General features: G+C 73.2%; 11 protein-coding genes. 3 read left to right on the forward strand and 8 right to left on the reverse strand.

Annotated elements, in window-relative coordinates; genetic code table 11:
• Window positions 1–77 precede the first annotated feature (77 nt).
• Together ACIBCM_RS09360 and ACIBCM_RS09365 are read right to left on the reverse strand one after the other, a co-directional pair.
• On the reverse strand, window positions 78–743 hold the full coding sequence (locus ACIBCM_RS09360) for a response regulator transcription factor (protein ID WP_015037008.1): 666 nt from the start codon (window positions 741–743) through the stop codon (window positions 78–80).
• Between the two features lie 425 nt (window positions 744–1168).
• The gene (locus ACIBCM_RS09365) at window positions 1169–1849 is read right to left on the reverse strand and encodes a DUF3000 domain-containing protein (protein ID WP_399241384.1); all 681 of its coding nucleotides are present in this window, start codon (window positions 1847–1849) and stop codon (window positions 1169–1171) included.
• Between the two features lie 148 nt (window positions 1850–1997).
• Here ACIBCM_RS09365 and hemE point away from each other — a divergent pair, with 148 nt between their 5' ends.
• Window positions 1998–3005: a uroporphyrinogen decarboxylase gene (gene hemE, locus ACIBCM_RS09370; RefSeq protein WP_399241640.1), complete on the forward strand. Its 1008-nt coding sequence runs from the start codon at window positions 1998–2000 to the stop codon at window positions 3003–3005.
• Between the two features lie 186 nt (window positions 3006–3191).
• On the opposite strand, the gene ACIBCM_RS09375 is transcribed toward hemE, so the two are convergent.
• Together ACIBCM_RS09375 and ACIBCM_RS09380 are read right to left on the reverse strand one after the other, a co-directional pair.
• Window positions 3192–4565: an FAD-dependent oxidoreductase gene (locus ACIBCM_RS09375; protein WP_399241385.1), complete on the reverse strand. Its 1374-nt coding sequence runs from the start codon at window positions 4563–4565 to the stop codon at window positions 3192–3194.
• Window positions 4566–4593: 28 nt separating this feature from the next.
• Window positions 4594–5643: a DUF4349 domain-containing protein gene (locus ACIBCM_RS09380; RefSeq protein ID WP_399241386.1), complete on the reverse strand. Its 1050-nt coding sequence runs from the start codon at window positions 5641–5643 to the stop codon at window positions 4594–4596.
• Between the two features lie 126 nt (window positions 5644–5769).
• Here ACIBCM_RS09380 and hemG point away from each other — a divergent pair, with 126 nt between their 5' ends.
• Window positions 5770–7278, forward strand: coding sequence for a protoporphyrinogen oxidase (hemG, locus tag ACIBCM_RS09385; RefSeq protein ID WP_399241387.1), 1509 nt, complete (start codon window positions 5770–5772; stop codon window positions 7276–7278).
• 4 nt (window positions 7279–7282) lie between these two features.
• Window positions 7283–7996, forward strand: coding sequence for a hydrogen peroxide-dependent heme synthase (gene hemQ, locus ACIBCM_RS09390; protein ID WP_399241388.1), 714 nt, complete (start codon window positions 7283–7285; stop codon window positions 7994–7996).
• 189 nt (window positions 7997–8185) lie between these two features.
• On the opposite strand, the gene ACIBCM_RS09395 is transcribed toward hemQ, so the two are convergent.
• The 4 genes from ACIBCM_RS09395 to ACIBCM_RS09410 form a co-directional block, all read right to left on the reverse strand.
• Entirely contained in the window at window positions 8186–9817 is a 1632-nt protein-coding gene (locus ACIBCM_RS09395) for an alpha/beta hydrolase (RefSeq protein ID WP_399241389.1), read from the reverse strand.
• Window positions 9818–9942: 125 nt separating this feature from the next.
• Entirely contained in the window at window positions 9943–10794 is an 852-nt protein-coding gene (locus ACIBCM_RS09400) for a TIGR04222 domain-containing membrane protein (RefSeq protein WP_399241390.1), read from the reverse strand.
• 375 nt (window positions 10795–11169) lie between these two features.
• Window positions 11170–12117, reverse strand: coding sequence for a TIGR04222 domain-containing membrane protein (locus tag ACIBCM_RS09405; protein WP_399241391.1), 948 nt, complete (start codon window positions 12115–12117; stop codon window positions 11170–11172).
• The gene (locus ACIBCM_RS09410; protein WP_399241641.1) at window positions 12108–13526 is read right to left on the reverse strand and encodes a DUF692 domain-containing protein; all 1419 of its coding nucleotides are present in this window, start codon (window positions 13524–13526) and stop codon (window positions 12108–12110) included. The genes ACIBCM_RS09405 and ACIBCM_RS09410 overlap by 10 nt, the downstream gene beginning before the upstream one ends.
• Window positions 13527–13675 lie beyond the last annotated feature (149 nt).

Here is a 13675-nt window from a genome sequence, read left to right on the forward strand (position 1 = left end):
CCGTGAACGGAGCGCGCCTGTCGACGGAAACGATCCGCCGACAGGCGCGTGGGACAGGTGCGGGACGGTTGCAGGGGTCAGTGGATGATGCCCGTACGCAGGGCGACGGCCACCATCCCGGCCCGGTCACCCGTGCCGAGCTTGCGCGCGATCCGCGCCAGGTGGCTCTTGACGGTGAGGGCGGACAGGCCCATGGAGACGCCGATCGCCTTGTTGGACTGGCCCTCCGCCACCAGCCTGAGCACCTCGACCTCACGGCCGGAGAGCTCCCGGTAGCCGCCCGGGTGGCTCGGGGCACCCGGGGGGCGGCGGTGGCCGAGACGGGCCGCCGCGGCGCCGATGGGGGCGGCGCCGGGGCGGGTGGGGTGGCCGATATTCGTACGCGTACCGGTGACGACATAGCCCTTGACGCCGCCGGCGAGGGCATTGCGGACCGCGCCGATGTCGTCGGCGGCGGAGAGCGCGAGGCCGTTCGGCCACCCCGCGGCTCGGGTCTCGGACAGAAGGGTCAGCCCGGAACCGTCGGGCAGGTGGACGTCGGCAACGCAGATGTCGCGTGGGTTGCCGACGCGGGGACGGGCCTCCGCGATGGACGACGCCTCGATCACGTCACGCACTCCGAGTGCCCACAGGTGGCGGGTGACTGTGGAGCGGACGCGCGGGTCGGCCACGACGACCATGGCCGTCGGCTTGTTCGGGCGGTAGGCGACCAGGCTTGCGGGCTGCTCGAGAAGAACGGACACCAGGCCTCCTGGGGGGAAGGATGCGGGACGGGGCCGGCTCGGGGATGAAGCCGGGGCGAACCGTGAAGTTAGGGTCACTGACCTCTTCGGCAGCAAACCCGGCAGCCTTTAGAGAATGATCACGATTTGGTGAGTAACAATTGGTGCAATTCGGACGTGTGATCGATCATCCTACGAACGATCTGACTGTCCGTTACGAACGATGCGCCGCGCGGGTTTCCCGGCACCCCGCGACCGGTCCGCCACCGGCCCGGCGCGGTCGGGGCGGGGACGAACCGGAAGGGTCCCGGGAAGCGCCCGGGTCCCCGATGCCCCGGATCCCGAACGGCACCCGGGTGCGGAGCGGCCGGCAACCGGAAACCGGAGAGGGGAGCGGCCCGGGACCCAGTGTCCAGGACCGCACCGCCCCGCCGGACCGCGCGATCTCACCGGTGCTGCGGTCCCCGGCGCTGGGGGAGAGTCACCACACCCGTCGCCGCGTCCGCCGGACCGGCCGGTGAGGGGGGCAGCCCGGCGATCTGGCAGAGCAGATCGCACCAGGCCGCGAGGTGTGCCGCAGTGTCCGGCACCCCGCCATGACCCTCCCTCGGCGTCCACGACGCCCGGATCTCGATCTGGGTCGCCGGGCGCCGCTGCGAAAGTCCACCGAAATAGTGAGACCCCGCGCGGGTGACGGTCCCGCTCGGCTCTCCGTACGAGAGTCCGCGCGCCTCCAGCGCGCCCGTCAGCCACGACCAGCACACCTCGGGCAGCAGCGGGTCCGCCGCCATCTCCGGCTCCAGCTCCGCGCGCACCAGCGTCACCAGCCGGAACGCCCCCTGCCACGCCTCGTGGCCCGCCGGGTCGTGCAGCAGCACCAGCCGCCCGTCCGCGAGATCCTCCCCGTCGTCGACGACGGCCGCCTCAAGCGCGTACGCGAAGGGTGCGAGCCGCTGCGGTGGGCGCGCCGGGTCCACCTCGATCTCCGGACGCAGCCGCGCCGCCTTCAGCCCTTCCACCGCGAGCCGGAACGCGTGTGGGACACCGTTCCCCTCCGCGCCCTCCGCGGAGTCGGCGCTGTCTGAATGTTCAGCATGATCGGAAAAACGTCCCTGAGCCGCAGCCATGCGGGGAAGAGTAGGCGGAACGGGGCCCGGGCGCAGGGAAGGACACCCGTAGCGGGCGGCCACTTCCCGCGTACGTGCGAAGATTTGGGTCGTGAGTTCCCATGACCGCCCCACGGGCCAGCAGCCGAAGACGTACGAATCCGCCTTTATGAAGGCGTGCCGACGTGAGCCGGTGCCGCACACCCCGGTCTGGTTTATGCGTCAGGCGGGCCGTTCGCTGCCGGAGTACCTCAAGGTGCGCGAGGGCATCGCGATGCTCGACTCCTGTATGCGGCCGGAGCTGGTGGCGGAGATCACCATGCAGCCGGTGCGGCGGCACAGGGTCGACGCGGCGATCTTCTTCAGCGACATCGTCGTACCGCTGAAGGCCATCGGCGTCGATCTGGACATCAAGCCCGGCGTCGGGCCGGTCATCGCCGAGCCGATCCGCACCCGCGCGGATCTGGCCCGGCTGCGGGACCTCACACCCGAGGACGTCTCGTATGTCACCGAGGCGATCGGCCTGCTCACGGCCGAGCTGGGCGGCACCCCGCTGATCGGCTTCGCCGGCGCGCCCTTCACGCTGGCGAGCTATCTCGTCGAGGGCGGCCCCTCCCGCAACCACGAGCACACCAAGGCGCTGATGTACGGCGACCCGGAGCTGTGGGCGGATCTGCTGGACCGGCTCGCGGAGATCACCTCCGCCTTCCTGCGGGTCCAGATCGAGGCGGGCGCGAGCGCGGTCCAGCTGTTCGACTCCTGGGTGGGGGCGCTCGCCCCGGCGGACTACCGGCGCTCCGTGATGCCCGCGTCGGCGAAGGTCTTCGACTCCGTCGCGTCCTACGGCGTGCCCCGGATCCACTTCGGTGTCGGTACGGGGGAACTGCTCGGCCTCATGGGCGAGGCGGGGGCGGATGTCGTCGGCGTCGACTGGCGCGTACCCCTGGACAAGGCCGCGCGGCGGGTGGGTCCCGGCAAGGCGCTCCAGGGCAATCTGGACCCGGCGGTCCTCTTCGCGCCCACCGCCGCGGTGGAGGCCAAGACCCAGGAGGTCCTGGACGCGGCGGCCGGGCTCGAAGGGCATGTGTTCAATCTGGGACACGGGGTGCTGCCGGCGATGGATCCGGACGCCCTGACGAGGCTGGTGGCCTTTGTGCACGAGCGGACGGCGCGCTGAGACCGCTTGGTCTGTGCCCGGGGGCTCAGCCCATGGTCGGGGTCCGGGGCTCCGCCCCCGGACCCCGGCTCCTCCGTCGCCGGACGGGCCGGATCGCGGCCCCGGGGACCCTCTCACCGAGGTGGGCCGGAACCCGGGCCCCGGAAACCCGATCCCAGGGCCCGGCAAACCTGTCCTGCCACAGCACTAGGACTGCCTGACCAGGCCCGAGACCTTGCGGGCGGCCACCAGGATCGGGTCCCAGACCGGGGAGAAGGGCGGGGCGTATCCCAGGTCGAGGGAGATCATCTGGTCCACCGTCATCGACGCCGTCAGGGCGACGGCCGCGATGTCGACGCGCTTCGCCGCCGCCTCGCGGCCGACGATCTGGACGCCGAGGAGGCGGCCCGTGCGGCGTTCGGCGAGCATCTTGACGGTCATGAGGCTGGCCTCGGGGTAGTAGCCCGCCCGGCTGGTGGACTCGATGGTGGCGGTGACGTACTGGAGGCCGACCGCCCTCGCGTCCTTCTCGCGCAGTCCCGTACGGGCGATCTCCAGTTCGCAGACCTTGCTGACGGCCGTGCCGACGACACCGGGAAAGGTGCCGTAGCCGCCGCCCACGTTGGCGCCGATGATCTGGCCGTGCTTATTGGCGTGGGTGCCGAGCGGAATATGGCGTTCACGGCCGGAGACCAGATCGAGGACCTCCACGCAGTCCCCGCCGGACCAGATCGCGTCCTGGCCGCGGACCCGCATCGAGAGATCGGTGAGCAGACCGCCGTACGTGCCGAGGGGGAGCCCGGCCGCACGGGCGAGGGTGGTCTCCGGCTCGACACCCATGCCGAGGACGACCACATCGGCGGGGTACTCGGCGTCCGCGGTCGCCACCGCCCGTACGCGGCCGTCGCCTCCCGTGAGGATCGCGGTCACCTCGGCGCCTCCGACGGTCGTGATGCCGAGGCCGTCCATGGCGTCGTGGACCAGCCTGCCCATATCGGGGTCGAGTGTGGCCATGGGCTGCTCGCCGCGGTTGAGGACGGTCACCTCGAAGCCCCGGTTCATCAGGGCCTCCGCCATCTCGACGCCGATATAGCCCGCGCCGACGACCACCGCGCGCCGCCCGCCGGTGGCGGCCAGGGTGTCGAGCAGGGCCTGGCCGTCGTCGAGGTTCTGCACCCCGTGGACGCCCGGCGCGTCGATGCCCGGCAGCGGGGGACGTACGGGCCGGGCGCCCGTCGCGATGACCAGCTTGTCGTAGCCCGTCCAGGACTCCTCGCCGCTCTCCAGATCGCGTGAGCGCACCCGGCCGCCCGCGATGTCGATCTCCGTGGCCTCCGTACGCATCCGCAGATCGATCGCGCGTTCGCGGTGCTCGGCGGGCGTACGGGCGATCAGTTCGTCGCGCCCGGGTACCTGGCCGCCGACCCAGTACGGAATCCCGCACGCCGAGTACGAGCTGAAGTGGCCGCGCTCGAAGGCGACGATCTCCAGCTCGTCCGGGCTCTTGAACCTGCGCGCCTGCGATGCGGCGGACATGCCCGCCGCATCGCCCCCGATGACCACCAGTCGCTCCGTTGCCATGGGTCACACGCTACGGGGGAAGGATCACTCAGCCCCGATCGGGCTCCGGGTCGGTCCCGGGAGACGACCCGGCCTCCGCCGTGGCTCCGGGCTCGGGACCGGCGGCGGGCACCGGCAGCGGGGCGGGGGACTGAGCACCCGCGCCCGCCCGCCGCTCCGGCAGCCGGGGCCGGATCAGCAGGCGCCACAGCCCGTAGAGCACACCCAGGGCGACGGCGAACGGGAACACCGCACCAAGTACCACCCCGATCCAGCGCACGGTCGTCGTCAGCGCGTCCCAGCCGCCGCCGAGCGCGTCCAGGAAGCCCGGGTCGTCCTCCTTCTTCCGCTCCTTCTCCCTCGCCTCGGGCTCGCTCAGCTCCAGGGTGACGGTGGACATCGTCGTACGGTCCCTCAGCGCGGCCTGCTGGGCGAGCAGCGACTCCAACTCGGCCTGGCGATTGCTGAGTTCACCCTCCAGCGCCACGATGTCCGTCAGCTTGCCGGCCCGGTCCATCAGCTCCCGCACCCGGGCCACGCTCGCCCGCTGGGTGGCGATCCTGCTCTCCACGTCGACGACCTGATCGGTGACGTCCTTGGCGTCGGACTTACGGGAGAGGAGCTTTCCGCCCTTCGCGAGGTCGGCCAGCACCTCGGCGTACCGCTGCTGCGGCACCCGCAGCACGATCCGCGACGACATATGGGTGTCGTCGATGCGCTCGGTCGATTCGCCGGCGACATGGCCGCCGGCGTTCTCGGCCGTCCGGCGGGCGGTCGCGAGGGCCTTCTCGGCGTCCTCGACCTCGATCTCCAGGACGGCGGTACGGATGACATGGGACGGTGCCACCGAGATCTTCCCCCGGGAGCCCCCGGGGCTGCCCGGCGCCCCCGGCGCTGCGGTCTTCCCGTCCGCCCCCTCGGCGAGCGAGGCGTCCGAATCCGCCCCGGGCCCCGCCCCCGCCTCCTCCGGCGCGGCGGCGCCCCTCGCCTCGTCCTGCTTGCTCAGCTGTGACGCATCGTCGCTGTTCCCGCCGCCGCATCCCGCGACGGCGACGGAAGCGGTCAGCAGCAGTGCGGCGAACACACGTCGTCCGCGCATATCCGGCCCCCCAAGGTCGTCTGGTCGTGTGCCCCTTCGACGCGCGGACCTCCCGGAGCGTTTGGGGTTTTCGGTCCCGAACCAGTCACGTTCAGGACTCGGAACGGGGTCTGAGACAGTGGGGGCATGCAGTCTTCCCCGCATGTGGACGCCCCCCGCACCGCCCCGGCCACCGTCTCCGCGCCGGGCTCAGGCATCCCCGAAGGAGCGGGACCCGGCGCTTCCGCCGGGCGGGTCGTCGTCATCGGAGGCGGTATCTCCGGTCTCGCCGCCGCCCACCGGCTCGTCACCGCGGGAGCCCGCGTCACCCTCGTCGAGGCGAGCGCCCGGCTCGGCGGCAAGCTGTACGCGGGGGAGATCGAGGGCGTTCGGGTCGACCTCGGCGCCGAGTCGATGCTCGCCCGCCGTCCGGAGGCCGTCGCCCTGGCCCGTGCCGTGGGCATCGGCGCCCGGCTCCAGCCGCCCGCCACGGCCACCGCCTCCCTCTGGACCCGCGACGCGCTGCGACCCATGCCCCAGGGCCATGTGATGGGAGTCCCGGCCGAGCCCGGGGCCCTCGCCGGGCTGCTCACCCCGGAGGGCGTCGCCCGGGTCGGCCGGGAGCGCGACCTCGGCCCCGCCGACCTCGGTGACGACGTCGCCATCGGCGCGTACGTCGCCGAACGCCTCGGCCGCGAGGTCGTCGACCGGCTGGTCGAACCGCTCCTCGGCGGGGTGTACGCGGGAGACGCCTACCAGATCTCGATGCGCGCCTCCGTGCCCGCGCTGTTCGAGGCCGCGGCCCGCCACGGCTCCCTGCTCGACGGCGCCCGGGAGGTCTGGCGGAAGGGACGCGAGAGCGGCACCGGGCCCGCGTTCATGGGCATCGAGGGCGGTGTCGGCACCCTGCCCGGCGCGGTCGCCGACGCCGTACGGGCCCTGGGCGGCGAGATCCTCACCGGGACCCCCGTCACCGGGCTGAGCCGGACCGCCCGGGGCTGGGAGATCCGTACCGCGGACACCGTGCTGACCGCCGACGCGGTCGTCCTCGCCACCCCCGCCGGGCCGGCCGCGGAACTGCTCTCCGCCGAGTCCCCGGCGGCCGCGGCCGAGCTGCGCCGGATCGAGTACGCCTCCATGGCCCTGGTCACCCTCGCCTTCCGGCGCGCGGACGTGGCCGGAGTCCTGCCCCAGGGCAGCGGCTTCCTCGTCCCGCCCGTCGACGGCCGCACCATCAAGGCGTCCACCTTCTCCAGCCGCAAGTGGAACTGGGTGGACGAGGGCTCGTCCGGCCTCTTCGTCCTGAGGACCTCCGTCGGGCGGTACGGCGAGGAGGAACACCTGCACCGCGAGGACGGCGACCTCGTGGGCGTCTCCCTCCAGGACCTCGGCCTCGCCACCGGACTCACCGCCCGACCCGTCGCCGCCGAGGTCACCCGCTGGACCGGGGGCCTGCCGCAGTACCCCGTCGGCCATCCGGCGCGCACCGCCCGGATCCGCGCGGAGGTCGCCCGGCTCCCCGGCCTGCGGGTCTGCGGAGCCGCGTACGACGGTGTCGGCATCCCCGCGTGCGTCGCCGACGGGCAGCGGGCCGCCGAGGAGATCCTCGCGACGGCGACCCTGGCGTCGGGCGCCGGCCGGGGCGCGGGACAATAGCCTCATGAGTGCGCCAGACAAGATCCCCAACGCGGGCAAGAAGGCCAAGGACCTCAATGAGGTCATCCGGTACACGCTCTGGTCCGTCTTCAAGCTGCGCGATGTGCTCCCCGAGGACCGGACCGGTTACGCCGACGAGGTCCAGGAGCTGTTCGACCAGCTCGCCGCCAAGGACGTCAGGATCCGCGGCACCTACGACCTCTCCGGGCTGCGTGCCGACGCCGACCTCATGATCTGGTGGCACGCCGAGACGGCGGACCAGCTCCAGGAGGCGTACAACCTCTTCCGGCGCACCCGTCTCGGACGCGCGATGGAGCCCGTGTGGTCGAACATGGCGCTGCACCGGCCCGCCGAGTTCAACAAGTCGCACATCCCGGCCTTCCTCGCCGACGAGGTCTCGCGCAACTACGTCAGCGTGTACCCCTTCGTACGGTCGTACGACTGGTATCTGCTGCCCGACGAGGACCGCCGGCGCATGCTCGCGGACCACGGGAAGATGGCACGCGGCTACCCGGACGTCCGGGCCAACACCGTCGCCTCCTTCTCACTCGGCGACTACGAGTGGATCCTCGCCTTCGAGGCGGACGAGCTGCACCGCATCGTCGACCTGATGCGCCATCTGCGTGCCTCCGAGGCCCGGATGCACGTCCGCGAGGAGGTCCCCTTCTACACGGGCCGCCGCAAGTCGGTGGCGGAGCTGGTGAACGGGCTCGCCTGACGGTTTTCCCGCCCGGTGACCGGTCGGTCACCGGGCGGATTCCGCAACGGCCGGGGCCGGGGCCGGGCCCGCGCGGTGGGCGCGGGCCCGGCCCCGTCGTACCTCCGGGCGCTCCGGTCTCCCGTGTCTCCCCGGTGCTGCGGTACCGCGTGCTTCCGTACCGCGTACCGCGTGCTCCGGTACGGACGGTCAGACGGCGGGGCGGGACAGCTCGGGCTGCCGCGCCCGGGACCCCGGTGCCACCGGGTCCGGCTCCGGGCGCGGTGCGCAGGACGCGCGGCGCACCGGCGTCTCACCACGGAGCAGATAGTTCTCCAGATGGGTGTTCACACAGGCGTTGGGGCCGCCGCCGATACCGTGCGTCCCGGCGTCCTCCTCCGTGATCAGTACCGCGCCCTTCAGCCGCCGCGCCAGCTCCTCGGCCCCCTCGTACGGCGTCGCCGCGTCCCGCTCGGCCGCGAGGATCAGCACCGGGGGCAGCGCGCCCCGCTTCGTCCGGACCTCCAGGGGCTGCTGCCGGGGCCCGGACCAGTAGGCGCACGGCAGATTCATCCAGACGTTGTCCCAGGTCTCGAAGGGGGCCTCGCGGGCGAGTTCGGTGTTGTCGCGGTCCCAGACCGCGAAGTCCGCCGGCCAGGGCGCGTCGTTGCACTCGATCGCCGTGTAGACGGCGGAGGCGTTCTCGACGGACGGCGCCTCCTTCGGCCTCGGCGCGGCCTGGGCGATCAGCGGCTTGTCGTTGCCGCGCAGATACTCCGAGAGCGCGGTCGCCCGCGGCACCCAGTAGTCGTCGTAGTAGCCGGCGCCCAGGAACGCCGCCTGGAGCTGCCCCGGCCCGACCTTCCCGCCCGCGGGCTTCTCCGCAAGCCGGGCGCGCGCCACCTCGTAGCTGCGGGACACCGCCTCGGGCGTCGCCCCCAGCCCGTAGACCGCGTGGTGCCGCGCGACCCAGGCCCGGAAGTCCGCCCAGCGGCTCTCGAAGGCCAGCGACTGGTCCAGATTGCTGCGGTACCAGATCTTGTCCCGCGAGGGGTTCACCGGAGCGTCGAAGACCATCCGCCGCACATGGGAGGGGAAGAGCGTCGCGTACAGGGCGCCGAAGTAGGTGCCGTACGAGGCGCCCATGAACGTCAGCCGCTCCTCGCCGAGCGCCGCCCGCAGCACATCGAGGTCACGGGCGTTGTTGAGGGAGGTGTAGTGCCGCAGCGCCGTGCCGCCCCGGCGCGCACAGCCCTCCGCGTACGCCTTCGCCTCGGCGATCCGCTCCAGCTTGAACGACGGCGAGGGGTGCACCGGCGCGGGTGTGGGGCCCTGGGGCAGGTCCCCGGGGTCCTGGCAGGAGAGCGGGGCGGAGCGGCCGACACCGCGCGGCGCGTATCCGACGAGGTCGTACGCGCGGGCGATCCGCTTCCACTCGGGGAGCCCGGTGACCATTGGGAAGTACATGCTGGACGCCCCGGGGCCGCCGGGGTTGTAGACGAAGGCGCCCTGGTACTCCTCCGCCGGGCCGCTCGCCCTCACCCGGCTGACGGTGAGGGAGATCTTCCGGCCGTCGGGCCTGCCGTAGTCGAGCGGGACCTCGACGGTGCCGCAGGAGACGGACGCGGGCAGCGCCTCCGCCTCGGGGCAGACGCCGAAGGTGATGCCCGCGCCGGCGGCGCGGCGGGCGGCGATCGCGGTGCCCTGGAACTCGTCGACGGCACCGGACTCGTCGACGGGACCGGTGGGCGCATCGGCGCCGAGGGCGGGCGGCACGGCCAGGGTCGTGACGACCAAGGAGCCGAGACCGGCGAGAAGTCCGAGCTTCGCTCCTGCTCTCATCGCGTTCCCTTCGTGCGGACAGCAGCCGGACGGCATGCGGAGGACGGCATGCGCACGGACGGCATGGGGACGCCAGCCTTCGCCCGGTGCTCCCCGATGTAAAGCACCTCAGGGCGGTGTCGCGGTCAATGACTCCGATGCGCCGGGCGCTCACCCGCGCGCTCCCGCCGCCCGCCGGTGAGCGCCTCCCGGAGCAGGGGGTCGCCGACGGCGTCGGGCCCCTTCAGCGCGAAGGCCGTCAGCTCGCCGTGGGCGGTGCCGTCGGGGGCGAGCGCCCGGAGCAGCCGGCGGCCCTCGGGGGAGGCCCAGCCGGTGTACGGGCGGACCTCGACCTTCGCTATCGCCAGACAGCTCAGGGTCAGCAGCAGCGGCAGGGCGAACCAGGCGAGGGCCGTTCCCCTCGCAGGCGGGCCCTGGGGGAGTGCCACGGCGGCCACCGCCAGCACGGCGACGAGCACGGCGGCGGCCCGTACCGAGCGCAGGGCGGCGGAGGTCCGGGTCCGGGTGGTCTCCGGGACGGCGAGCCCGGCACGTACGAGACCGTCGGCGACGGCGCGCAGGGCACCGGCGGTGGACAGGGCGGCCCGGACCACCGCTGTCGGGACCTGGTGGCCGGCGGGCCCGATCGAGCGGACGACCGAGCGCTCCAGGGCGTTCCCGCCCTCCGGGGTGACGAGAGTGGCCCAGCCGGTGTGCGCGAGCAACAGCCCGCGGCGGCGGTGCATCGAGACCAGTACGAGGTCCGCGACCCGGCCGGGGCCGCCCGAGAGGAACGCGGTCTCGTACAGGGTCAGTCCCCCCGGTCCGGCCACCGGACCCGCCCCCGGTCCAGGGGCGGGGGCGTGGCCGTCACCGTCGTCCGCCGGACCCGGACCCGGGGCGGGGCGGCGGGCGGCGGTGACGGCGGCCACACAGACCCGGGCGCAGGCGGTACCCGTCGCGGCCCAGGCCAGGAGCAGAAGGACGACCCAGAGCATGACCGAGTTCTACGTGAGGCCGCGCCGCGGCGCCAGGGAGTTTCCGTACGCGCGTGCGAGGGCGCCCGGCCGGGAGGCCGGGCGAAGGCACTCCGTACGCTGGCCGACACGCGGTCCATGTGCGCGTCCGACGTCGTCGTGCGGACGGCAGGGTCGCACCGTCGGCTGGTCACTGCCCGGTACGCGCCGGCACCACGCCTGCGACGCCGGCAGGCCGCGACCGACCGCACGGGCCGTCAGGTTGCGGACGCGGGGCGGTACGAAGCCCCCGCGGTCACCTGCTCGATGGGCCGAAGTCACCCACCCCAGGCGCAGAATCCGAATAGATCAGTACCGGACTCCCATGCTCCGAAGCGTCCTCACGGCCTACCGGTGTCAGCCGCCGCAGCCCCCGCATCCGCCGCAGCCCCCGCACCCGCCGTCGCCACCACCGCCGTCCCCGCCCCCGTCGCCGCCGTTCGCGCCGGTTCCGCAGCCGGAGCCCCCTTGGGAACCGCACCACACGGCGGCGGAGGCCGACGCGTCACCGCCCGACCCCGCAGCGGCGGCGGCGCCCACCATGGTCACCGCGGCCGCGGCGATCAGCAGCCCCCGGAAGGCGGGATCAGCGACCGCGCCCGACCCCTTGAGCGCGACACCGCGGGCGGGCGACTCCGGCCGGGGGTGCCGCTGCTCGTGCGCGCGCAGAGCCCGTTCGCCCAGCGGCAGGACCCGCCCCTTCGGGCCCATGATCCCGGAGGACCCGATCACCAGCCCGGCGATCAGACCGGGCACCACCAGCACGGCGAACGGCACCAGGGGGCGGTCCCAGTCGCGGACGTAACTGACCACCGTGAGCACGATGGAGCCGGGGATCATCAGCAGGGAGAGAAGGGCCTGGGTGTAGCTCCACTTCGGCATCACCGCCGACCACCGGTCGCGCGCCACGACCATCCCGCGCTCCGCGAGCCGGTCGCCGATCGCCTGCACGACGGAGGAGCGCATCACGCTGTGGCGCAGCGCGCTCAGCGCGCCGTTGGGCGCGGCGTGCAGTTCGTCGAGCACCGTCTGCTCCACCGGGTCGTTCGCGACCGGAACGGTCACCGAGACGATGCCGGGCTCGGCCGACACCAGCCGTCCGTCGGCGTGCATCTGCGCCAGTGCCGCGTCCGCCACCCGGCCGGGTCCACCGCCGAGGAACGCCGCCTCGTACACGTCGTCGACCGTATAGCCGGGCTCCACCGGCGGGTTGCGCCGCTCGTGCACCCTCCGGCGGATGATCAGCAGAGCGCTGGAGGGCACCAGGGCGAGATAGACGAGGACCGCGAGCGTGCTCAGGTCCATCGTTGCCTCCTGACGAGTGCGGCACGGGCCGCACGGACGATCCGCCGCTTCCGCCGCCGCGGGCGCGGGACCGCGCGCTCCTGCCACCAGTTCCTCAGCCGTGCCCGGGCCTCTTCGTCCACTGTGTTCTCGTGGTGGCCCGTGAGCAGCAACCGCTCGACGAACTCCATGGCGTCCCTGCGGTATCCGGCGCGCATCGGCCGTGACCTGGCGTACGAGAGGAACGCGGAACGGTAGCCGTCACCGAGGATCTCGGGCAGCTCCGGCGCGAGCTTCGCGACGACCCTGGAGCGTTTGGCGGCCAGCGCCCGGCTCTGCACCCGCAGCCGGCCGCGGTCGAACCCCTCGGGCGCGGGCGTCCCGGCGACCAGGGCGGACAGCAGCGCGGCCTGTGCGATGGCGAGCCGGTCCCGGGCGGCGGGGGCGGGGGTTTCGCCAACCGCAGTGGCGACCGCGGCGCCGGGCGCCGCCATCGCCACCTCCCGCGTATCCGCCCCCGTCCCGGCGGCCGGTTCCATGACCGTCCCGGGGCCGGCCGACCCGCCGGCGGGGGCGACCTGAACGGCGGTGGAGCCGGATCGGCGCGGTGCGGCCGATGTCAGCACCGCCCGTATCGTCTCCAGTTCACCCGCCAGCTCGCCCGCCGGAGGGAAGTCGTCGTCGCGCTCCAGCAGGACGCCCGGGGGCGAGACGCGCGAGGTCAGCTCCCGCAGGACCGCGAGGACCGGCTCGGTGACCGGGTGGGAGTGGGTGTCGTGCCAGACGCCGTCGCGCTCGACGCCGCCCGCCACATGGACATAGGCGATCGCGTCGAGGGGCAGTTCGTCGAGGGCCTTGGCCGGGTCCTCACCGCGGTTGACGTGGTTGGTGTGCAGATTGGCCACGTCGACGAGGAGCCGGACACCGGTGCGCTCGACCAGTTCGGCGAGGAACTGCCCCTCGGTCAGCTCCTCGTCCGGCCAGGAGATCAGCGCCGCGATGTTCTCCAGCGCCAGCGGAACGGGCAGCGAGTCCTGTGCGATACGGACGTTCTCGCACAGCACCGCGAGGGCGTCCCGGGTGCGGGGGACCGGCAGCAGATGGCCCGCCTCCAGCAGGGGCGTGGCGGTGCGCGCGCCTCCGGCGCGTACGAACGCTATGTGCTCGCTCACCAGGGGGGAGTCCAGCGCGATCGCCCGCGCCGCCAGATCCCTGAGCCGCTCTTCGGACGGGCGGTCGGCGCCGCCGAGACCGAGGGAGACCCCGTGCGGGACGACCCGGACGCCACGGGCGCGCAGCCGGGTGAGGGAGTCGGGCAGATGGTCGGTGCAGACGTTCTCCGCGACGACCTCGACCCAGTCGACGCCCGGCAGTGTCTCGACCGCGTCGGCGATTTCCGGCCGCCAGCCGATTCCTGTGCCGAGTCTCATCATGTCCCCTCCCCGTGACCACTATGCCCTGATGTGGTGCGTGCATAGGTCATGGCCCCGCCAATCGGCGGTGAACCCGCAGAGGGGGACGTTCAGAGCATCATTTGAGGTTCCCCGCCGGTCCGGTGGTGTACGAAATGCCTCCGGCG

This window comes from Streptomyces sp. NPDC051018, assembly GCF_044456085.1.
Classification (GTDB): Bacteria; Actinomycetota; Actinomycetes; order Streptomycetales; family Streptomycetaceae; genus Streptomyces.

Bases quoted from the DNA above. Each gene is read 5' to 3' on its own strand.
- ACIBCM_RS09365 (WP_399241384.1), bottom strand. From the start codon at position 1,849: ATGGCTGCGGCTCAGGGACGTTTTTCCGATCATGCTGAACATTCAGAC.
- hemE (WP_399241640.1), top strand. From the start codon at position 1,998: ATGAAGGCGTGCCGACGTGAGCCGGTGCCGCACACCCCGGTCTGGTTT.
- ACIBCM_RS09375 (WP_399241385.1), bottom strand. From the start codon at position 4,565: ATGGCAACGGAGCGACTGGTGGTCATCGGGGGCGATGCGGCGGGCATG.
- ACIBCM_RS09380 (WP_399241386.1), bottom strand. From the start codon at position 5,643: ATGCGCGGACGACGTGTGTTCGCCGCACTGCTGCTGACCGCTTCCGTC.
- hemG (WP_399241387.1), top strand. From the start codon at position 5,770: ATGCAGTCTTCCCCGCATGTGGACGCCCCCCGCACCGCCCCGGCCACC.
- hemQ (WP_399241388.1), top strand. From the start codon at position 7,283: ATGAGTGCGCCAGACAAGATCCCCAACGCGGGCAAGAAGGCCAAGGAC.
- ACIBCM_RS09395 (WP_399241389.1), bottom strand. From the start codon at position 9,817: ATGAGAGCAGGAGCGAAGCTCGGACTTCTCGCCGGTCTCGGCTCCTTG.
- ACIBCM_RS09400 (WP_399241390.1), bottom strand. From the start codon at position 10,794: ATGCTCTGGGTCGTCCTTCTGCTCCTGGCCTGGGCCGCGACGGGTACC.
- ACIBCM_RS09405 (WP_399241391.1), bottom strand. From the start codon at position 12,117: ATGGACCTGAGCACGCTCGCGGTCCTCGTCTATCTCGCCCTGGTGCCC.
- ACIBCM_RS09410 (WP_399241641.1), bottom strand. From the start codon at position 13,526: ATGAGACTCGGCACAGGAATCGGCTGGCGGCCGGAAATCGCCGACGCG.